This window comes from Mesorhizobium sp. WSM4849 (genome assembly GCF_055811385.1).
Window position 1 is genome coordinate 101923 of the sequence record NZ_JBVVPW010000023.1, and the last position, 19135, is coordinate 121057.

The window sequence follows — 19135 nt, forward strand, 5'->3', positions numbered from 1 at the left end:
CGCAAGGCGTAGTAAAGCCTGCCATCTTGGCTATCCGCAACCCGGGATAGATCGCGGAGCAATTGGCTCACGACGCCGAAGAAAGCATCGGACCGAAACCGGGAAGAACACTGAAGGGGGTGGTTTGCTGATCGTTGAGACGCGCTACACCTGAAGCCGTTCAGCCAAGTCAATGAAGTCGCTGGCCACCAGGTCCCAGGCCTGATCAGGGTGCAAGTCCGTGGTCTGCGCTAACCCGTGCTCGGTCGGACGCGGGACAAAGGCTGTTCGCAATCCGCATGCCCGAGCCGCTGCAAGGTCGCCATTGTGGGCGGCCACAAGACAGATCTCAGCTGGCTTCATTGCCAGGACGTCAGCGGTGCGAAGATAGGCTTGCGGCATCGGCTTGTACGCCTGCACGACTTCGGCGCCGAGGATCGCATCCCAGGGGATGCGACTACGCTTCGCCATGTTGAGCATGAGGACGATGTTACCGTTCGAGAGCGGTGCGATGATATAGCGGGCCTTCAGCCGTGTGAGGCCGGCCACCGCGTCCGGCCATGGCTCCAATCGGTGCCATGCCAGGTTCAGTTCGTCCAGTTCGGACGCTGGCACCGAAGCCGGGTCGATCCCGAATTCTGGCAAAACAGCTTCCAGATTCTCCCGATGCAGCACGTCGAGCCGTGTAAAAGGCCGCCGGCCGCTGCGCACCTCCTCCATCGCTGGGGAGTAACGGCTGCGCCACGCATCCGCGAAAGCGGTAGGAATGGCGGATACTGCTCCATGCCGCTTCAGGAACGATTCAGCTTCGCGCGCCACGCCGCTGCGCCAATCGACGACAGTGCCGAATACGTCGAATACCAAGGCACGTACACCATCCAATGCCATCACATTCGGCTCCTCGATCCGCACAATACATGACCGTCGCATTCGGGTGGCGAGCGCCTCTTGCGGCTGTCGCAAAAATCGGTCGCGAGACACCCACTTTTGCGAGGGACATTTGCGACAGGCAAACCATTGACCGGATGGACAGGGTGAAACTATCGCGAAGCTCAGGATATGTGCGAAGGGCGACCGGCATCACTACTCCAGAATGACGACGGCCTCCACCTCGAAGAGCATGGGGTCAATTGCAAGCTTGGGAACGGGAATCAGGGTCTGCGCCGGCAGCGCCTCACCGAACATTTTCTTGACGTTCTTGGTCAACACCTCAAGCTTGGACATATCGTGATCGACCACGAAGACCGTGAGCTTGGCGACCTGATCCGGCCTGGCACCGAGCTCATCGAGGGCGGTACGCAAATTTGCGTAGGCCTGCCCAACCTGGACAGCGAAGTCGGGCGACAAGGCTCCCGTGCTGTCTTGGCCGCCCTGTCCGGAGATGTAGGCCACCCGGCCATCGCGGGGCGTGATCACCGCCGTGCTGTAGCCATTCGGCGACGGGTCGTAGAGGTTTTGTGGATTGACGATGGTCAGCTTGAGATCCTTCTCACTCGCTGTTGTCGCAGCGGGAACTCCAATGGTCATGATGATTAGCCCTCCGATAAGCAGATGCTTGATTTGCGCGTGACATGATTTTCTCTTGGCTCTGCGAGCAACGTACCCTCGCGGCCGGCATGATTGAACTTTAACCGTATCGCCCATACGATGACTCGTGCGATGTACGAGTCATCGTATGGTACGCCGTACGAGTCAATCGTTCAAGATCGACATTCGTCGCGTTGCCGGTTCAAAATCGACGTTCTGAACAGCGAGGGAGACGGATGGCTGCAAAACGCAGCGGCGCCCGGAGCGAACGAGGGATAAATGAGCGGCTCCAGCCCGTGCAGGAGCCGCGCAGTGAACCGCCGCTCTCTCGGGAACGCATCGTGGCGACCGCGGTAGAACTGCTGGACGCCCAGGGAGTCGACGGATTGACGATGCGTCGGCTGGCCGATCGCCTCGGTTCGGGCGTGATGAGCCTGTATTGGCACGTCGACAACAAAGAGGATGTCTTTGATCTGGCGCTCGACTCGGTGCTCGAATATCGCGGACCGCCGCAAATGGTTGAGTCTCGAGATTGGCGCGGAGAAGTCGTTCATATGCTCGAAGACTGGCGCGCCAGCATGCTGCGCCATCCCTGGTCGGCATCGCTGTTGCCGCGCCGGGCACTCGGCCCGAACATACTCAGTCGCCTGGAACTGCTGAGCAACACCTTGTCCAGAGCCGGGGTTGCGGACGCAGATGTGAACGTCGCGATATGGTCGCTCTGGAACTATGTGATGGGCGCCACCATCACCCGGGCGAGCTTCGACCTCTCGGACGACGACAGGGTCGCCGCGCAGCAACGCCTTACACGTCTCAGCGAACGCTACCCGACAATCGAACGCTCTCGTCTGCTGTTGGATAACGATTGGGGCGGCACCTTCCGGAAAGGCCTCGGTTTCCTCCTCGATGGCCTCTCTCCAGGATGAGGCTGAACGGTAGCTTTGGCTCAAAGCGACTGTCGCAAAATCCCCGTTTAAACGACAGTTTTTGCACCTGATTTTTGCAACGTCGCAGCGGAAGCCTTTGCGGCAAGGTTTAAGGTTCCACAGCGGGTCGTGAGCCGAAATGCAAACTGAGACACTGCCCAGGGCACTTGACGAAAGGTCGGCCGCGCGCAAATCTGCTAAGATGTCAGACCAATTTTGTATGTAGGTTCCCATGCGAGCGCGCGGCGAACTGCCCGGGGCATCTGCTACGCGTGTGGCAATCGCCACGCTCCCGCCATTGGATCGCGGCAAGCAGGTCATGGAAGCGCTGGCCGACTATGTCGAGCGCGCTGCGTTGAAGAGCGGTGACCGGCTTCCGACCGAACGCGAATTGATGGCCGCGCTTTCCGTCGGGCGCTCGACGATACGCGAGGCGATGGGGCGTTTCGAAGCGCTCGGCGTCACCGAGACCCGCAAAGGCAGCGGCACCTATCTGCTCAAGCCGATATCCGCCGGCACGATCCATTTGCCGCTGTCGCTCGATACGGCAGAGCTGCGCGATGGTCTCTTGCACACCCTCGAGGTACGCCGCGGCATCGAGGCCGAGGCAAGCATGGTCGCGGCGCGGCGGCGGACTGTCGACGATCTGCGGACGATCGAGGAAAAACTCATCGAGATGGAGCGCGTCCATCTCGCCACCGGCACGTCGGGTCCGGAAGACCTAGCCTTTCACCTGGCCGTCTACGACGCCACGCACAACCCGCTTTTCCGGCAGCTCCTGGGGCAGATGCGCGAAGCGTTCGAGCGCTTTTGGGACCATCCTTTTGACCGGCAGGATTTCGCGCGGCGATCGTTCCCGTATCACCGCGAACTGTTCGATGCCATCGTCGCCAGGGACGCGGAGCTGGCGCGGGGAAAAACGCTGAAGATCCTCGAGATCGTGGAAGAGGATATCGAGGAAATGTCGAAATGAACGGTCCCGATTTTTTCGACCAGGCATCGCTGATCGCCGCGCATGACGAGGGCAACGCCTTCGATGCCGTCGTGCCGCCGATCGTGCAGACCTCGCTCTTCACCTTCCCGAACTATGACGAGATGCTCGAGACGTACCGCGGCGAAAAGGTGCGGCCGACCTACACGCGCGGGCTAAACCCGACCGTGCGCATGTTCGAGGAAATGCTGGCAAAGCTGGAGGGCGCCGAGGACGCGATCGGTTTTGCGAGCGGCATGTCCGCCATCTCGTCGGCAGTGCTGAGCTTCGTCGAGCCGGGCGACCGCATCGTCGCGGTCAGGCATATCTACCCGGACGCGTTCCGGCTGTTCGGGACGCTGCTCGCGCGCATGCGCATCGAGGTGACCTATGTCGACGGGCGCGACGAAGCCGCTGTCGCGAGCGCCCTGTCTGGCGCCAAGCTGTTCTATATGGAAAGCCCGACCAGCTGGGTCATGGAAACCCATGACATCGGTGCGCTCGCTGCGCTGGCAAAGTCCCGCGGCATCCCGACCATCATCGACAACAGCTGGGCCAGCCCGGTCTTCCAGCGGCCGCTGTCGCTCGGCGTCGATGTGGTTGTCCACTCCGCGTCCAAGTATCTGGGTGGCCACAGCGACGTCGTCGCCGGCGTGGTCGCGGGCTCGAAGGACTTGATTGGCCGCATCCGCGGCGAAGCCTACCCATATCTCGGCGGCAAGCTGTCGCCATTCGACGCCTGGCTCTTGATTCGTGGCTTGCGCACACTGCCGATCCGGATGCGCGCGCATCAGGCCTCCGGCCTCGAAATCGCACGGCGCCTGCAGGATCATCCGATCGTCGAGAAGGTCTGCCATCCGGGGTTGGCCAACCTGCTTCCTGCGGGGCTCACCGGCACGTCGGGCCTGTTCTCATTTGTCTTCCGCGACGGCATCGACATCCGGACGTTTGCCGACCACCTCAAGCTGTTCAAGCTAGGCGTGTCCTGGGGCGGCCACGAAAGCCTCATCGTGCCCGGCGAGGTCGTGCTGCAGCAGAAGGCCCAACCCAATTCCGCGATGGCGTTCGGCGTCCATCCGCGGTCCGTGCGTCTCCATGTCGGCCTCGAGGGAACCGAGGCGCTGTGGAGTGACCTGGAAACGGCTATCACAGCCGCTTCCGAAGAAAAGACCTGAAGCAACCAGACAAGAAGGGAACGGAAAATGAAGAAGCTTCTTATCGCCGCATTCGCCACCGTACTGATGTCGGGTGCTGCACTCGCCGACACGACGCTGAAGCTCGTGGAGGTGATCACCAGCCCCGAACGCACCGAAACCCTGAAATCGATCGTCTCCAAATTCGAGGCTGCCAACCCGGGCACGAAGGTCGAGGTCATCTCGCTGCCCTGGGGCGAGGCGTTCCAGAAATTCGCGACCATGGTGTCCGCCGGCGAAATCCCCGACGTCATGGAGATGCCGGACACCTGGCTGTCGCTCTATGCCAACAACGGTCTTCTCGAGAGCCTCGAACCCTATCTTGCCAAATGGGAGCACACCTCGGGCCTCACCGATCGCGCGCTCGAACTCGGCCGCGACGTGAACAACACCGCCTACATGCTGCCCTACGGCTTCTATCTCCGGGCGATGTTCTACAACAAGAAGCTGTTCCAGGAGGCTGGTGTCACCGAGCCGCCCAAGACGATGGACGAGTTCGTGGCGGCATCGGAAAAAGTATCCAAGCTTCCAGGCAAATATGGCTACTGCCTGCGCGGCGGGCCGGGCGGCCTCAACGGCTGGATCATGTTCGGCGCAACCATGGCCGGGTCCAACAAGTTCTTCAATGAAGACGGCACCTCGACGATGAACAGCGAAGGCTGGGTCAAAGGACTGACCTGGGTCGTCGACCTGTACAAGAAGGGATTGGCACCGAAGGACAGCGTCAACTGGGGTTTTAACGAAATCGTCGCCGGATTCTACACCGGCACCTGCGCAATGCTTGATCAGGATCCAGACGCGCTGATCGCAATCGCCGAGCGGATGAAGCCGGAAGACTACGGCGTCACGACCATGCCGAAGGGGCCGTCCGGCAAGACGTTCCCGACCATCGGCTATGCCGGTTGGTCGATGATGGCGGCAAGCCAGAACAAGGACCTCTCCTGGAAGCTGATCGAAACGCTTGAAGGGCCCGAGGGCAATGTCGAGTGGAACAAGCGCACCGGTGCGCTGCCGGTCCACAAGTCGGCCGAAACGGATCCCTTCTACGCAAGCGAGCAGTTCAAGGGCTGGTTCGCCGAACTCGAGGACAAGGATGCGGTGCCGACGGTCATGCCGACCTATCTCGAGGAGTTCGCCTTCTTCAAGGACTCGATGGTCATCAAGACCAGTCAACAGGCATTGCTCGGCGACATCACGCCCGAGGAAATGGCCAACCAGTGGGCCGACTATCTGACCAAGGCGCAGCAGAAGTACCTGGCCAAGAAATAAACGGCGGACCTAGAGCACCGGAGCCGCCCATCGCCGGGTGGCTCCGATAGGCCTCGTCCATGGTCGATTGGAAGGATGTCCAATTGGAACGAAAGCGTTAGCTGATGGTTTTTGACGCCACCGCCGGGTTCCCGGAATCGCGCCGCCGGTCGCTGGTCGACCGGATCACGCGCCACGCCGAGCCATATCTTTACACCGCCCCGGCGCTGATTCTGATCGTCACCATCATGCTGGCGCCGCTGGTGCTAGGCCTGTCCTACGCCTTCCGTGACGTGCACTTGCTTAATCCCTTCTCTGGCGGGTATGTCGGGCTCGATCATTTTCGAACCCTTTATGACGACGATAATTTTTATCGGGCGCTGCGCAACACGCTGTGGTGGACCGGCGCGTCCGTCTTCCTGCAGTTCGTATTCGGCCTGGTCCTGGCGCTGTTGCTCGACCGGCCGTTTGCCGGCCGCGCCATAGCGCAGGCGCTGGTGTTCCTGCCCTGGGCGGTGCCGACCTTCCTCACCGGGCTCAATTGGGCGTGGCTGTTCAATCCCGTCATCGGACCGCTGCCGCATTGGCTTTATGCGCTCGGCCTGATGAGCGAGCCGGCCAACATCCTTTCCAATCCGCAGCTCGCCATGTGGGGACCGATCATCGCCAACGTCTGGTGGGGCATTCCCTTCTTCGCCATCACGCTGCTGGCCGCGCTTCAGGCTATCCCACGCGACCTCTACGAGGCGGCGGCGATCGACGGCGCCGGCGCGATCAGGCGGTTCACGTCGATCACGTTGCCATTCCTGGCGCCGACCATTGCGATCACCGTGCTGTTGCGCACTGTCTGGATCTCGAACTTCGCCGACCTGATCATCGTCATGACCAGCGGCGGGCCGGCCGACCGCACGCAGATCGTCGCGAGCTACATCTTCACGCAGGCCTTCAGAGCCCTTGATTTCGGCTACGCCTCGGCCATCGCGCTGGTGCTGCTCGTCCTGCTGCTCGCCTATTCGATGCTGATCGTCATGCTGCGGCAAGTCCTGATGGATCGGTCGTGATGGGTCGGGGGATGACCAGATGAACAGGTATTCGACCTTCGGCACCGCGCTGCACCGCCTTGCGATCCTCTGCTACGTGGTCTTTGCGCTGTTCCCGCTGTTCTGGCTGTTGAAAGTATCGGTGACGCCGAACGACCTGCTCTATTCGGAGGGCGTGCGGATGTGGCCGTCGCGGATGAGCTTTGAACATTTCCGTTTCGTGCTCGCCCACAGCGCATTCCCGGTCTTCTTCAGGAACAGCATGATCGTTGCCGGCGCAACGGCCGTGATCGTGACGCTGCTCGCGTCCCTCTCCGGCTATGCGTTGTCGCGTTTCACCTTCCGCGGCAAATACTGGCTGGTCGCGCTGATGCTGCTCACCCAGATGTTTCCATTGGTGATGCTGGTCGCGCCGATCTTCAAGATGCTCTCGCCGCTCGGGCTGACCAACAGCCTGACCGGGCTGGTGGTCGTCTACACCGCCTTCAACATCCCCTTCGCGACGTTCCTGATGCAGTCGTTCTTCGACGGCATTCCCAAGGAACTGGAGGAGGCGGCCAAGATCGATGGCGCCACGCAGTTCATGGCGTTTCGCCAGATCATCCTGCCGCTGACGCTGCCCGGCATCGCCGCGACGCTGGGCTTTGTATTCACCGCCGCATGGAGCGAGCTGCTGTTCGCGCTGATGCTGATTTCGGGCAACAGCGCCGCAACGTTTCCGGTCGGTCTGCTCACCTTCGTGTCGAAATTTTCGGTCGATTTCGGGCAGATGATGGCGGCCGGCGTACTGGCGCTGATCCCGGCCTGCCTCTTCTTCCTGTTCATCCAGCGCTATCTGGTCCAGGGCCTGACGGCCGGCGCGGTCAAGGGCTGAGTGAGGTTTCATGGCATCGATCGACATCCGCAACGTCCGCAAGAATTTCGGCATCGTCTCCGTGCTGCACGGCGTCGACTTGTCGATAAAGAACGGCGAGTTCGTGGTGCTGGTGGGGCCGTCGGGCTGCGGCAAGAGCACGCTGCTGCGCATGATCGCCGGGCTCGAGGAGGTGACCGAAGGCGAGATCCGGATCGACGGCATGCGCGTCAATGAGCGGGCGCCCAAGGACCGCGACATCGCCATGGTGTTCCAATCCTACGCGCTCTACCCACACATGAATGTCGCCGAGAACATGAGCTATGGCCTGCGGATCCGTAAGGCCGCCCGCGAGAAGATCACGGCCGCTGTCAGCAATGCGGCCAGGAAGCTTGAGCTGCAGCCGCTGCTTGCGCGGCGGCCGAAGGCACTGTCGGGCGGTCAGCGCCAGCGCGTGGCGATGGGCCGCGCGATCGTGCGACAGCCCAAGGCATTCCTGTTCGACGAGCCGCTGTCCAATCTCGACGCGCGCTTGCGCGAGCAGATGCGGGCAGAGATCAAGAAGCTGCACCGCGATCTCGGCGCGACCTCGATCTATGTCACCCACGACCAGATCGAGGCGATGACCTTGGCCGACCGGATCGTCGCCATGCATGAGGGCGTGGTGCAGCAGGTCGGCAGCCCGCTGGAGCTTTACGATCGCCCCGCCAACCTGTTCGTCGCCGGCTTCATCGGATCGCCGGCCATGAATTTTCTGTCGGCACGCTACGAGGTCGGCGCAGGCACGGCCGGCGCACGATTGCCTGACGGAACGCTGATTGCGCTTTCGTCAGCCTATCAACTCGAGGAAGGCGCGGCGGTAACGCTCGGCATCCGGCCGGAGCATGTCGAGATATCGCCGGCCTCGGAGGGCAGCCTGAGGGCGACGGTCGACCTGATCGAGCCGACCGGCTTCGGCATCATCCTGCATCTCGGCCTGCATGGCCTGCCATTCAACGTCTTCACGCTCGACCGGGCCGCGCTCACGGCCGGTCCGACGGTGACGGTGGCATTCCCGCCGCAACATTTGCATCTGTTCGATGAGACTGGAAAGCGCGCATCGGAATCGATCCTCCAGAAGGGGAAGGGCTGATCCCCCCTTTCGGCCGTTCCGATCATTCGAATTTTCCCAAAACCGGTTCCCACCTTTGGGTCCGATGCTATTGTCCTATCTTGGCACCGCCGAATTCGATACGACATTCGATCTCGGCGTCGACATGGCTCCTGGGACGAGATGGAACGCGCCCGCGGCGGCGCTGGATCATGATCCCGAACCGAAGGTCAGCGAAGCAAAAAGTGGGAACCGGTTTTCGGACGAGATCATGGTCAAACAACAACAGGGTTAGGTAGTCGAGCGCATGCGCTTTCTGTTTCTTCTGATCCTGCTCGCCGGCACCGGCATTGGCGTCGTCTACCCCTGGGCGATGACCAATTTCTCCGGCCATGAGATCGGCACCTGGCGGGTCTACGAACAGGGCCGGTTCAAGCCGGTGACGGTGCCGCTCGCCACTCGCGACGCGCCGGTGCGGGTGCTGGTCGACCTCACCGCGAGAACCGAACGCATCGTCGTATCGCAACAGCGCACCGTGCTGACGCTGACCGCCGCCACCGGCGGCAGGACGGTGCTCGCCTCGACACTGCAGTTCACCCATTCGGAAAATCCGCGCCAGGTCAGCCCGCAACTGCCGGACAAGATCTTTCGCGACGAGGCAGGACTGATCCCGATGGTCAGCCCTGGCCCCTACATCTTCACCGTCGGCCCCGGCGACGCCGAAGGCATCGAGATGCGGGCGGTGGATCTCGTGCTGCGCTCCGGCGTCGGCGAGATCGACCGCCGGGCGCGGCCGGTCGGCTTCTCGCTGATGGCGGCTGGCCTGATCGGGCTGCTGCTGGCGTTGCGTTTCGGCGGGCGGCGGCCGCAAAATCCGAATTCGCGGCCGCCACCGCCGCGCTGGGGCAGGGGCTCGACTTAGCTCGTGAATTACCGCCACGCCTATCACGCCGGAAACTTCGCCGATGTCGTCAAGCATGTCGTGCTGAGCCGGCTCGTCGAATATTTGAAACAGAAGGACAAGGCGTTTCGCGTCATCGACACCCATGCCGGCATCGGCCGCTACGACCTGGCGTCGACTGAAGCGCAAAAGACCGGCGAATGGCAAGGCGGCATCGGCCGTCTGGTCGGCGCCGAGATCGGCGCCCCTGCGGCAGCACTACTGGCACCTTATCTGGAAGCTGTCCGTTCGCTCAATCCCGAAGGCGGCGTGAAACAATATCCCGGCTCGCCGCTGATCGCGCGTCATCTCATGCGCAAGCAGGACCGGCTGTCGGCGATCGAATTGCATCGCCAGGATGCCGCGAAACTGAGGGCGCTATTCCAAGGCGATTTCCAGACCCGGGTGATCGAGCTCGACGGTTGGTTGGCGCTCGGCGCGCATCTGCCGCCGAAGGAAAAGCGCGGCCTCGTACTCGTCGATCCGCCGTTCGAGGAGGAGGGCGAGTTCGATCGCCTCGTCGACGGGCTGCGGAAAGCCCATAAGCGCTGGCCCGGCGGCATCTATGCTTTGTGGTATCCGGTCAAGGACCGCAAGGCGGTCGCCGCCTTCCGGAAGGCGCTGATGCAGTCAGGCGTCCCGAAGCTGCTCGACATCGGCTTCGAGATCAGGCCGCCATCGGCCGAGCCCAGCCTCGACGGCGGCGGCATGGTGGTGGTCAACCCGCCGTTCACGCTGGAGGGCGAGCTGCGCACGCTGCTGCCGGCCTTGCACACATTGCTTGTCGTTGAAAAACCGGCGCACTGGACGCTGGAATGGCTGGCGGCGTAGGGCGGCAGAGGTATTCGCGCGCCTGTCCTGGCTGAAGGCGATTTCGAACTGGGAAACCATTGTCTCTACAACCGCTTGACCGCGCGCAAGCGAATCCGCACAGTGCGCGCAATCGACCATAAGAGGCTGCCATGACTCGCTTCGCCCAATCCGCCCTTGCCGCACTGATCGCACTTTGCACGCCGCTCGGCACGTCCCTGGCTGTCACCCAGGCAGCAAAGGCTGCCGACCTTGCCGTCTACGTCGACGAAGACAGCGGAGTTTGCGGTGAGGCTTGGGTGCTGAACAAGATCACCAGCCGCTTCTCCTACCAGGTGCACCACGTGCCGAATCTGCCCGATGTCGAGATCACAGATTTCCAGCGCATCCACCAGCACCGCTATCTGCCGGCCAACGAAACCTGGCCGATCGGCCGCCGCTATTGCGGCGCCACCGTCAGCCTGTCCGACGGCCACGCCCGTACCATCTGGTATCTGATCGAGGAAGGGCAGGGCTTTGCCTCGATCGGCGACAATGTCGAATTCTGCGTCTCGGGCTTCGACCGCTGGATGGTCTACAACGGTCGCTGCCGAGTCCTGCGCTGAACGCGTTTACCTGGCTGCTCCGCCTCATCGAGGATGGCGCGAAGGAAGGCGGCGTGACCGCGAAAGGCGCGCCGTCCGATTGACGTCGCCTTGACCCGCGTTTGCGGCCGACGTCCGACAAACAGCTTTTCGACATCGACATATCCCGCCTTGGCAAGCGCATCGATATGCGCGCCAAGATTGCCGTCGGTCGCATTGACGATGGCCTTCAATCGGGCGAATTCCAGCGCTTTGCGCCTTTCCAGAGAATTCAGCGTGGCCATGATCCTGAGCCGCACGCTCTGGTGGATGATTTCGTCGGCAGCCATCATCGGGCCTGCTGTCGTGTCCGGCGTTCAGTCTCACTGATCTGGGACAGCGCCGCTCGATCTTGCGCGAATGACATGCGCTTCTCCCGCATACTGCAGAATACTCTGCCGAATAGAGTGATCTGTCAACCTTAGCAAAAAATTGCCCCTCTCGAACGCAGGCAAGGTCCTGGCGCAGAGCGGGCCGCGTTCTGCTTTTGCAGCTTGTGTAGATCGTCCGGTTGACAAGACGATGAGATCGTTGAAGCAGCCGCATCATGGTGTTTCCGGTCGATGATCAACGAGCAAAACGCTTGCTAACCTTCAGCGCTTCGTAGCAAGATTGGTCCGGCAAAGCGCGCACAATGTCTGTAGCAAACCGTCGGCAAAGATCGAAGAGCAGCAACGGCATTTTGCGAAATCAGCACGAGCGTGTGTCGCCGGTAACCAAAACTTAAACTGATAAAATCATGCTAATGCTTCGCTGGCTAGACAAGCGCGAGTCAGATATGCATTACGCGCCGGGTCATTAACGGCCGTCGGCACAACTAAGGGGCACGATATGGCTAAACAGTCATCCAAAGCGCCGGCATCCAAGTCACCGGCAAAGAAGGCACCGGCAAAGAAAGCACCAGTAAAAGCAGTGGCGGCAAAGGCCGCAGCCGCTGTGAAGAAAGCAGCACCTGCTGCCAAGCCGAAGGCCGCCGCGGCCAAGGCAAAAGCAGCGCCGGCCAAGAAGCCGGCCGCGAAAGCCGCGGCAAAACCGGCAGTGAAGAAAGCAGCACCAGCCAAGGCCAAGGCAGCACCAGCCAAGAAGCCGGCTGCAAAGGCCGCCGCGAAGCCGGCAGCGAAGAAAGCAGCACCTGCCAAGACTGCGCCGATAAAGAAGGCTGCACCGGCCAAGAAGGCTGCGCCGGCAAAGAAAGCGGCTGCAGCGAACTCTTCGGTAGCAGTGAAGAAAGCAGCGCCGGCGGCCAAGCCGAAGGCGAAGGCAGCGCCCGCGAAGGCGAAGGCCAAGAAGTAATCGCGTTTCTTCGCTCGCGGAGAAGACCGTTAAGGGCGGGTGCCGGACAGGCGCCTCGCTCGCAGGGTCAGTGCTCGGGCAAGAATAGAGGCGGAGGGAAGACAGCTTTTCGCAGCTCCCAGGACTTCGCCGCACGGCGAAGTCCGGTGGGGCATTTCTCTGTGCCCGCAGAGGAATTCTCGGTGCAAGACCGGTGGCTAGGTTCGGGTCTGTCTGACCTGTTCAGATTCTCTTGGGCTGCAACTGCCGTACCGCTCATTGCCTCAAGATCGCAGAGGAACGGTCGTTTGCCGTGGCGCCCGGTTTTTCCGCCTGTGGGCTGTTGATCATGCCGGCATGCCCGGCCAACAGTGTCGCGGAAATGGATCATGCGCAAATTCTAAGTGCTACAGCATTCTTTGCGCGTCCACGCGCTCTGTACTCGGCAACCAGGAACCCGATCATGCCCAGACTGCTCTACGCTTCCACGTCCCCCTACAGTTCCAAGGTACGCATGGCCGCGCTTTATGCCGGCATCGCAGTCGATCTCGTGCCGATAAAAACCGAAGACAAGCCAGCCGAGCTGATCGACACCAATCCGCTCGGCAAGATCCCGGTGCTGGTGCTCGACGACGGCCGCTCGGTCCACGACAGCCGCGCCATTACCCAGCATCTCAACCGCATGTCGAAGAACGCGCTGTTCCCGCGCAATCCCGACAGGCGCCTTGAGGCAGAAGTGCTGGAGGCACTGGCCGACGGCATCTGCGACTGCGCGCTGTCGATGGTCTATGAGCGGCGCACGCGCCCCGAAGACATGGTCTACCAGCCTTGGCTCGACCGCCAGTGGGCGAAGATAACCAACGCGCTCGATCTGCTCAACGCCAATCCGCCAAAGCTGCCGAAGAAGATCACCGCCGGCCAACTGGCGCTGCGCGCCTGCCTTGGCTATCTCTCGCTGCGCTTTGCCGGAAAATGGGAAAAGGGCCGCAGCCGGCTGGTCCGCTGGGCAGCGCGCTTCGACGAGAAGTTTCCGGAGCTGAAACCCTGCGTCCCGGCGTGAGCTGGTTGGCACCCAGCCAGAGAAAAGATCAAAAAAAGCCGGGCACGAGGCCCGGCTTTTTCGTGTCGTGGCTTGGACGAATTTAGAACTTCATACCGACGCCGAAGGTGACGCGGTTGTCGCTCGACTTGACCTTGCCGATACCGTCGAAGTCCTTGTCGCCGAAGTCGGTGTAGCGATACTCGACACGGCCGAACACATTGTCGGTGATCTTGATGTCGGTACCGACGCCGGCCGTCCAGCCCAGCATGGTGTTTTCGTCGCTGGAACCAGCGGCTTCGATCTCCTGGTTCTTGAGCGCGCCACCGGCGGTGCCGTAGAGCAGGATTTCCGGGGTGACGGCGTAGCCGAGGCGGGCGCGCAGCGAGCCTTCGAAGCCGCCCTTGGCCTCGACGCCACCATCGTCGCCCTCGATGCCGCTATAGCCGATATCGGCTTCAGCACCGTACACGAAGTTCTCCTGCTGCCACTGGTAGCCGCCGAAGACGCCGCCGACGAATCCATCGGTGTCGACGTCAGTGCCAATATCCTCGGCGTCGGCGTGACCGCTGAAGCCGTAGCCGACGCTCACACCGGCATAGGGACCGGCCCAGGAAGCGACCGGAAGTTCGGCGATCGGGGCGGGTGCCGGCGGCTCTTCCGAGATGACGTCAGCAGCATAGGCGGTTCCGCCGAGGGCGAAGAGCCCAAACGCCACCGCCAGCGGTCGCGCAAATTTAAGATTGGCTTGCATTGTTCTTTACTCCTTAAGCCACAGGCACAGGTTTGCTTTTCACAAGCGCCCTCAACCCGCCGGGGGGATAAACGGGTCTGGCGCTCAACGGTTCCGAATGTCGTGTCGAAATGCGGCTGAAGCGAACCTGAACTTGGGTCATTACCGGGCACGAATGAGGCTGAATTTTGACGTTGTATCTGCGCAACAGATAGTGTCAGGAGGCTTTGCCGTGCCGCGCTGAACACCGCTTGGAGCAAGGGGTCCGGAGCCCTATATTGCGGTCTGACGGCCGAGTCCCGGCCACAGTCGAAAGACCGATCCGGCCGCTTTGCCACAATGCTGCCCAAGGTCCGAACGGCATTTAACGCTTGGCCGGCCATATTTCGCCGACTGGCTGAAATCGAAGCCCATTGAGGATTGACAGGATGAGCAAGGCCGCTGGAACGGCGCTGGTGACGGGCGGGGGCAAGCGGATCGGCAAGGCGATCGTCGAGGATCTGGCCGCGAACGGTTTTGCTGTCGCCATCCATTGCAACCGCTCGCGGGCCGAGGCGGAAGCGTTGGCTGCGCGGATCAACGGCGGCCATTTTGGCCAGGATGGTCGCGCCGCTGTGGTCGCCGCCGACCTGACCGACATGGCCGCGGTCGGCGACCTGATCGGCCGCGCTGCAGCCGCGCTCGGGCCTGTTACACTGCTGGTCAACAATGCCTCGCTGTTCGTGGACGACACGGTTCAGGACGTCGACTGGATTGCCTGGGACCGTCACTTCGCCCTCCATGTGAAGGCGCCGGCACTTTTGGCGCAAGAATTCGCCCGCGCGCTGCCGGAAGGCCAGGAAGGGCTGATCGTCAATATGATCGACCAGCGCGTCTGGCGCCCGACGCCACGCTATTTCTCCTATGCGCTGTCGAAATCGACATTGTGGACGCAGACGCAGATGATGGCGCAGGCGCTGGCACCCCGCATTCGCGTCAACGCCATCGGCCCCGGCCCGACGCTGAAGAGCGCGCGCCAGGAAGACAGCGATTTTGCCGCGCAGGTCGACGGCTTGATCCTGAAGCGCGGCCCGGAATTGCCTGAATTCGGCGCCACCATCCGCTATCTCTGGGGCGCGCGCTCGGTCACCGGCCAGATGATCGCGCTCGACGGCGGCCAGCACCTTGCATGGCAGACGCCGGATGTGACAGGCATTATCGAATGAGTCCCATGGACCAGAAACACAAACGAGGCGGCGCCGCCGACGATCTGCCCCCCGATGTCGACCTCGAGGACGAGGCGGCGGAGGAGATCGTCGATCCGTCAGCGCCCGGTTCCGGCGGCCCTGACGTCGCCTTCACGGCCATCGATTGGACGCCGCATGCCGGCGATGCCGACGGCATGGTCGGCGCCGAAGTCATCCAGACCCTGGTCAAACGGCTGCCCAACGCGCCCGGCGTCTACCGCATGATGAATACCGCAGGCGACGTCCTCTATGTCGGCAAGGCGCGCAGCCTGAAGAAGCGGGTGACCAATTACGCGCAAGGCCGCTTCCACACCAGCCGCATCGGCCGCATGGTGCGCGAGACGTCGACGATGGAGTTCGTCGTCACCCGCACCGAGATCGAAGCGCTGCTGCTGGAAGCCAATCTTATCAAGCGCTTGCGGCCGCGATTCAACGTGCTGATGCGGGACGACAAGTCGTTCCCCTACATCCTGTTGACCGGCGATCATGTCTCGCCCGGCATCTACAAGCATCGCGGCGCGCGCTCGCGCAAGGGCGACTATTTCGGCCCATTCGCCTCGGCCGGCGCCGTCGGCCGCACCATCAATTCGCTGCAGCGCGCTTTCCTGCTCAGGAGCTGCACCAACTCCTTTTACGAGAACCGCACGCGACCGTGCCTGCTGTTCCAGATTAAGCGCTGCGCCGGCCCGTGCACCGGCGAAATCTCGCATAGTGACTATGCCAAGCTGGTCGCCGAGGCGAAGGACTTCTTGTCCGGCCGTAGCCAGAAGGTGAAGACCGATATCTCCGCCGCCATGCAGCAGGCCGCGGAAAACCTCGACTTCGAGCGCGCCGCCATCTATCGCGACCGGCTGGCGGCGCTGTCGCATGTGCAGAGCCATCAGGGTATCAACCCGCAGACGGTCGACGAGGCCGATGTCTTTGCCATCCACCAGGAAGGCGGCCAGGTCTGCATCCAGGTGTTCTTCTTCCGCACCGGCCAGAACTGGGGCAACCGCGCCTATTTCCCCAAGGCCGATCCGGCGCTGGACGCGGCCGAAGTGCTGGGCTCGTTCCTCGCGCAATTCTATGACGACAAGCCGACGCCGCGCACCATCCTGTTGTCGCGTGGCGTCGAGGACCAGGAATTGCTGGCCGAGGCGCTCTCCACCCGCGCGGGCCGCAAGGTGGCCATCTTGGTGCCGCAGCGCGGCGAGAAGAAAGACCTGACCGACAACGCGCTGCAGAATGCCCGCGAGGCGCTCGGCCGCCGGCTGGCCGAGACCTCGACGCAAGGGCGGCTGCTCACCGGCTTCGCCGAGACTTTCGGCCTGAAAAAACCGCCGGTGCGCATCGAGGTCTACGACAACTCCCACATCATGGGCACCAACGCCGTCGGCGCCATGGTTGTCGCCGGGCCGGAAGGCTTCGTGAAGAACCAGTACCGGAAATTCAACATCCGCTCGACCGAGATCACGCCGGGAGACGATTTCGGCATGATGCGCGAGGTCATGGAGCGGCGTTTTTCCCGGCTGCTGAAGGAACATGGCGATGTGCCGCAGAGCGAACAGGCGGCGGACGACACCCTGGCCGAACAGGGCGACGATATCGAGGATGCAGGCGGCTTCCCGGCCTGGCCAGACGTCATCCTCATCGACGGCGGCCAGGGCCAGATGACGGCGGTGCGCAAGATCCTCGCCGATCTCGGCATCGAGGATCGTGTCCAGGCCATCGGCATCGCCAAGGGCCAGGACCGTGACGCCGGCCGCGAACGCTTCTTCGTGAGGGGAAAGCCACCGTTCTCGCTCCCCGTGCGCGACCCGGTGCTCTATTTCGTCCAGCGGCTGCGCGACGAGGTCCACCGCTTCGCCATCGGCTCGCACCGCGCCCGCCGCAAGAAGGAGATGGTCAAGAGCCCGCTCGACGAGATCAGCGGCATCGGCCCGGGCCGCAAGCGCGCGCTGCTCATGCATTTCGGCACCGCCAAGGCGGTCAGCCGCGCCGCGATCGAGGATTTGGTCAAGGTCGACGGCATATCCGAGCAGGTGGCGAAGCTGGTCTACAACCATTTTCACGAGAGCTGATGGATTCGGCTATTTTCGGTTGGTCCATCGACTATCGCCTGTTGACCCCCCACATTCGCTTCTGATTTGAGTAGGCAGGCAGAAAGAGTTCCCAAAAATATGGCCCAGCGCGCATTCAACCTGCCCAACATGCTCACCTATGCCCGCATTCTCGCGGTGCCGCTGGTTGTGCTGTGCTTTTTTCTCGAAGGTCATCTGAAATCGAGCGACTTCGCCCGCTGGTCGGCGCTGATCATTTTCCTGCTGGCCTCGATCACCGACTATTTCGACGGCTATCTGGCGCGCGCCTGGCAGCAGACCTCGAATATCGGCAAGATGCTCGATCCGATCGCCGACAAGTTGCTGGTTGCCACTTGCCTGCTGCTGCTGGCGGCCGACACCGATAGGCATGCCGGCATCGCCGGCTGGTCGCTGTGGGCGGCGATCATCATCCTGTGCCGCGAGATCCTGGTCTCGGGCCTGCGCGAATATCTGGCGGCGCTGAAGGTCTCGGTACCGGTGACGCAGCTGGCAAAGTGGAAGACCACCATCCAGATGGTCGCCATCGCCTTCCTGCTCGCGGGACCTGCCGGCGACAAGATCTTCCCGCTGACTACGCAGACCGGGCTGGTGCTGTTGTGGATCGCCGCGCTTGTGACGCTTTACACCGGCTATGACTATTTCCGCGCCGGCCTCAAGCACATCATGGACGAGTAGCATGTCGACGAGGCTCATCTATTTCGCCTGGGTGCGCGAGCGGATCGGCAAGTCGCAAGAGGACGTCGACTTGCCCGCCGGCATCGAGACGGTGGCCGACCTGCTGCGCTGGCTGAAATCGCGCGGCGAGGAGTACGAGCACGCGCTGCAATATCCTGACGTGATCCGCGTCGCCATCAACCAGGAACACGTCGAGCACCGCGAGAAGATATCAGGCGCGCGCGAGATCGCGCTGTTCCCGCCGATGACGGGTGGCTGAAATGCCCGGCGCGGTGGTGCCGACGGTGCGCATCCAGGCGGAGGATTTCGATGTCGCCGCCGAGATCGCCAAGATGACGCAAGGCCGCGCCGACATCGGCGCCGTGGTGACTTTCTCGGGTCTCTGCCGCGATGAAGCGGGCAGGCTGGCGGCACTCGAACTCGAACATTATCCCGGCATGGCCGAGGCCGAGATCGGCCGCATCGCCGTCGAGGCGGTCGGCCGCTGGCCGCTGCAGGGGCTCACCGCCATCCATCGCCACGGCAGGATCGCGCCCGGTGAGAACATCGTGCTGGTGGTCGCAGCCTCCACGCACCGGCAGGCGGCGTTCGAGGCGGCGAACTTCCTGATGGACTATCTGAAATCGCGCGCGCCGTTCTGGAAGAAGGAACACCATACCGACGGCTCGCAAGGCGGCTGGGTCGATGCCAAGGAGGCCGACGACGAGGCCGCAAGCCGCTGGAAACAGGCCGCGCCGAAACGAAATTGATGCTTCGCGTCACCGCCGGAGGTTTGCCGAGTGGCAACTTTCGACCCCAAGAGGAAGTTCGACATCCGCTGAGGCTAACCAGTCGTCCGTGAAGAACGCGGAACGCTTTGATTTAATTTAAGATTTTCGCCTGAATTTGGGTTTCGTTTTGCCGGAAA

Annotated in this window: 21 protein-coding genes; 16 read left to right on the forward strand and 5 right to left on the reverse strand. The window is 62.3% G+C overall.

Annotated features, from left to right (window positions below; all coding sequences use genetic code 11):
* Nucleotides 1–144 precede the first annotated feature (144 nt).
* Together AC0L3L_RS24455 and AC0L3L_RS24460 are read right to left on the reverse strand one after the other, a co-directional pair.
* The gene (locus AC0L3L_RS24455) at nt 145–867 is read right to left on the reverse strand and encodes a haloacid dehalogenase type II (RefSeq protein ID WP_473639406.1); all 723 of its coding nucleotides are present in this window, start codon (nt 865–867) and stop codon (nt 145–147) included.
* 195 nt (nt 868–1062) lie between these two features.
* On the reverse strand, nt 1063–1506 hold the full coding sequence (locus tag AC0L3L_RS24460) for a RidA family protein (RefSeq protein ID WP_473486707.1): 444 nt from the start codon (nt 1504–1506) through the stop codon (nt 1063–1065).
* A gap of 236 nt (nt 1507–1742) precedes the next feature.
* On the opposite strand from AC0L3L_RS24460, the gene AC0L3L_RS24465 reads away from it, so the two are divergent.
* The 10 genes from AC0L3L_RS24465 (at nt 1743) to AC0L3L_RS24510 (ending at nt 11181) form a co-directional block, all read left to right on the forward strand.
* Nucleotides 1743–2432, forward strand: coding sequence for a TetR/AcrR family transcriptional regulator (locus AC0L3L_RS24465; RefSeq protein WP_473639408.1), 690 nt, complete (start codon nt 1743–1745; stop codon nt 2430–2432).
* Nucleotides 2433–2664: 232 nt separating this feature from the next.
* The gene (locus AC0L3L_RS24470) at nt 2665–3405 is read left to right on the forward strand and encodes a FadR/GntR family transcriptional regulator (protein ID WP_473486709.1); all 741 of its coding nucleotides are present in this window, start codon (nt 2665–2667) and stop codon (nt 3403–3405) included.
* Entirely contained in the window at nt 3402–4577 is a 1176-nt protein-coding gene (locus tag AC0L3L_RS24475) for a PLP-dependent transferase (RefSeq protein ID WP_473639410.1), read from the forward strand. The genes AC0L3L_RS24470 and AC0L3L_RS24475 overlap by 4 nt, the downstream gene beginning before the upstream one ends.
* A gap of 27 nt (nt 4578–4604) precedes the next feature.
* Nucleotides 4605–5864 (forward strand): ABC transporter substrate-binding protein, encoded by a 1260-nt coding sequence (locus tag AC0L3L_RS24480; protein WP_473528026.1) that lies wholly within the window; start codon nt 4605–4607, stop codon nt 5862–5864.
* A 104-nt stretch (nt 5865–5968) separates the two neighbouring features.
* On the forward strand, nt 5969–6904 hold the full coding sequence (locus AC0L3L_RS24485) for a carbohydrate ABC transporter permease (protein ID WP_258118151.1): 936 nt from the start codon (nt 5969–5971) through the stop codon (nt 6902–6904).
* A 19-nt stretch (nt 6905–6923) separates the two neighbouring features.
* Nucleotides 6924–7757 carry a carbohydrate ABC transporter permease gene (locus AC0L3L_RS24490; RefSeq protein WP_473486713.1) on the forward strand — a complete coding sequence of 278 codons (834 nt, stop codon included), beginning with the start codon at nt 6924–6926 and terminating at the stop codon, nt 7755–7757.
* Nucleotides 7758–7767: 10 nt separating this feature from the next.
* Complete coding sequence (locus AC0L3L_RS24495) at nt 7768–8868, forward strand: ABC transporter ATP-binding protein (RefSeq protein WP_473486714.1); 1101 nt, start codon at nt 7768–7770, stop codon at nt 8866–8868.
* A gap of 265 nt (nt 8869–9133) precedes the next feature.
* Nucleotides 9134–9748: a hypothetical protein gene (locus AC0L3L_RS24500; RefSeq protein ID WP_473639412.1), complete on the forward strand. Its 615-nt coding sequence runs from the start codon at nt 9134–9136 to the stop codon at nt 9746–9748.
* Between the two features lie 3 nt (nt 9749–9751).
* The gene (locus AC0L3L_RS24505) at nt 9752–10597 is read left to right on the forward strand and encodes a 23S rRNA (adenine(2030)-N(6))-methyltransferase RlmJ (protein ID WP_473639413.1); all 846 of its coding nucleotides are present in this window, start codon (nt 9752–9754) and stop codon (nt 10595–10597) included.
* Nucleotides 10598–10728: 131 nt separating this feature from the next.
* Nucleotides 10729–11181, forward strand: a complete 453-nt coding sequence (locus tag AC0L3L_RS24510) for a hypothetical protein (protein WP_095496612.1) — start codon at nt 10729–10731, stop codon at nt 11179–11181.
* Here the strand turns inward: AC0L3L_RS24510 and AC0L3L_RS24515 are convergent.
* On the reverse strand, nt 11151–11489 hold the full coding sequence (locus AC0L3L_RS24515) for a transcriptional regulator (protein WP_095496794.1): 339 nt from the start codon (nt 11487–11489) through the stop codon (nt 11151–11153). The genes AC0L3L_RS24510 and AC0L3L_RS24515 overlap by 31 nt on opposite strands.
* Nucleotides 11490–11936: 447 nt before the next feature.
* The gene (locus tag AC0L3L_RS24520) at nt 11937–12485 is read right to left on the reverse strand and encodes a hypothetical protein (RefSeq protein WP_473639415.1); all 549 of its coding nucleotides are present in this window, start codon (nt 12483–12485) and stop codon (nt 11937–11939) included.
* A 449-nt stretch (nt 12486–12934) separates the two neighbouring features.
* Between AC0L3L_RS24520 and AC0L3L_RS24525 the strand changes: the two genes are divergently transcribed.
* Nucleotides 12935–13531, forward strand: coding sequence for a glutathione S-transferase family protein (locus AC0L3L_RS24525; RefSeq protein ID WP_473528023.1), 597 nt, complete (start codon nt 12935–12937; stop codon nt 13529–13531).
* A gap of 82 nt (nt 13532–13613) precedes the next feature.
* Here the strand turns inward: AC0L3L_RS24525 and AC0L3L_RS24530 are convergent, their stop codons facing one another.
* On the reverse strand, nt 13614–14264 hold the full coding sequence (locus AC0L3L_RS24530; RefSeq protein ID WP_473486719.1) for an outer membrane protein: 651 nt from the start codon (nt 14262–14264) through the stop codon (nt 13614–13616).
* A 407-nt stretch (nt 14265–14671) separates the two neighbouring features.
* Here AC0L3L_RS24530 and AC0L3L_RS24535 point away from each other — a divergent pair, with 407 nt between their 5' ends.
* From AC0L3L_RS24535 to AC0L3L_RS24555, 5 genes are all read left to right on the forward strand, one after another.
* The gene (locus tag AC0L3L_RS24535; protein ID WP_473639416.1) at nt 14672–15448 is read left to right on the forward strand and encodes an SDR family oxidoreductase; all 777 of its coding nucleotides are present in this window, start codon (nt 14672–14674) and stop codon (nt 15446–15448) included.
* Nucleotides 15445–17532, forward strand: a complete 2088-nt coding sequence (gene uvrC / locus AC0L3L_RS24540) for an excinuclease ABC subunit UvrC (protein ID WP_473486721.1) — start codon at nt 15445–15447, stop codon at nt 17530–17532. The genes AC0L3L_RS24535 and uvrC overlap by 4 nt, the downstream gene beginning before the upstream one ends.
* A gap of 99 nt (nt 17533–17631) precedes the next feature.
* The gene (gene pgsA, locus AC0L3L_RS24545; RefSeq protein WP_127316551.1) at nt 17632–18228 is read left to right on the forward strand and encodes a CDP-diacylglycerol--glycerol-3-phosphate 3-phosphatidyltransferase; all 597 of its coding nucleotides are present in this window, start codon (nt 17632–17634) and stop codon (nt 18226–18228) included.
* A gap of 1 nt (nt 18229) precedes the next feature.
* Nucleotides 18230–18487: a molybdopterin converting factor subunit 1 gene (gene moaD / locus AC0L3L_RS24550; protein ID WP_473486722.1), complete on the forward strand. Its 258-nt coding sequence runs from the start codon at nt 18230–18232 to the stop codon at nt 18485–18487.
* A 1-nt stretch (nt 18488) separates the two neighbouring features.
* On the forward strand, nt 18489–18977 hold the full coding sequence (locus AC0L3L_RS24555; protein WP_473639419.1) for a molybdenum cofactor biosynthesis protein MoaE: 489 nt from the start codon (nt 18489–18491) through the stop codon (nt 18975–18977).
* Nucleotides 18978–19135 lie beyond the last annotated feature (158 nt).

Excerpts from the sequence above, each read along its gene's own strand:
- AC0L3L_RS24455 (WP_473639406.1), bottom strand. The coding sequence starts at position 867 with ATGGCATTGGATGGTGTACGTGCCTTGGTATTCGACGTATTCGGCACT.
- AC0L3L_RS24460 (WP_473486707.1), bottom strand. The coding sequence starts at position 1,506 with ATGACCATTGGAGTTCCCGCTGCGACAACAGCGAGTGAGAAGGATCTC.
- AC0L3L_RS24465 (WP_473639408.1), top strand. The coding sequence starts at position 1,743 with ATGGCTGCAAAACGCAGCGGCGCCCGGAGCGAACGAGGGATAAATGAG.
- AC0L3L_RS24470 (WP_473486709.1), top strand. The coding sequence starts at position 2,665 with ATGCGAGCGCGCGGCGAACTGCCCGGGGCATCTGCTACGCGTGTGGCA.
- AC0L3L_RS24475 (WP_473639410.1), top strand. The coding sequence starts at position 3,402 with ATGAACGGTCCCGATTTTTTCGACCAGGCATCGCTGATCGCCGCGCAT.
- AC0L3L_RS24480 (WP_473528026.1), top strand. The coding sequence starts at position 4,605 with ATGAAGAAGCTTCTTATCGCCGCATTCGCCACCGTACTGATGTCGGGT.
- AC0L3L_RS24485 (WP_258118151.1), top strand. The coding sequence starts at position 5,969 with ATGGTTTTTGACGCCACCGCCGGGTTCCCGGAATCGCGCCGCCGGTCG.
- AC0L3L_RS24490 (WP_473486713.1), top strand. The coding sequence starts at position 6,924 with ATGAACAGGTATTCGACCTTCGGCACCGCGCTGCACCGCCTTGCGATC.
- AC0L3L_RS24495 (WP_473486714.1), top strand. The coding sequence starts at position 7,768 with ATGGCATCGATCGACATCCGCAACGTCCGCAAGAATTTCGGCATCGTC.
- AC0L3L_RS24500 (WP_473639412.1), top strand. The coding sequence starts at position 9,134 with ATGCGCTTTCTGTTTCTTCTGATCCTGCTCGCCGGCACCGGCATTGGC.
- AC0L3L_RS24510 (WP_095496612.1), top strand. The coding sequence starts at position 10,729 with ATGACTCGCTTCGCCCAATCCGCCCTTGCCGCACTGATCGCACTTTGC.
- AC0L3L_RS24515 (WP_095496794.1), bottom strand. The coding sequence starts at position 11,489 with ATGGCTGCCGACGAAATCATCCACCAGAGCGTGCGGCTCAGGATCATG.
- AC0L3L_RS24525 (WP_473528023.1), top strand. The coding sequence starts at position 12,935 with ATGCCCAGACTGCTCTACGCTTCCACGTCCCCCTACAGTTCCAAGGTA.
- AC0L3L_RS24530 (WP_473486719.1), bottom strand. The coding sequence starts at position 14,264 with ATGCAAGCCAATCTTAAATTTGCGCGACCGCTGGCGGTGGCGTTTGGG.
- AC0L3L_RS24535 (WP_473639416.1), top strand. The coding sequence starts at position 14,672 with ATGAGCAAGGCCGCTGGAACGGCGCTGGTGACGGGCGGGGGCAAGCGG.
- uvrC (WP_473486721.1), top strand. The coding sequence starts at position 15,445 with ATGAGTCCCATGGACCAGAAACACAAACGAGGCGGCGCCGCCGACGAT.
- pgsA (WP_127316551.1), top strand. The coding sequence starts at position 17,632 with ATGGCCCAGCGCGCATTCAACCTGCCCAACATGCTCACCTATGCCCGC.
- moaD (WP_473486722.1), top strand. The coding sequence starts at position 18,230 with ATGTCGACGAGGCTCATCTATTTCGCCTGGGTGCGCGAGCGGATCGGC.
- AC0L3L_RS24555 (WP_473639419.1), top strand. The coding sequence starts at position 18,489 with ATGCCCGGCGCGGTGGTGCCGACGGTGCGCATCCAGGCGGAGGATTTC.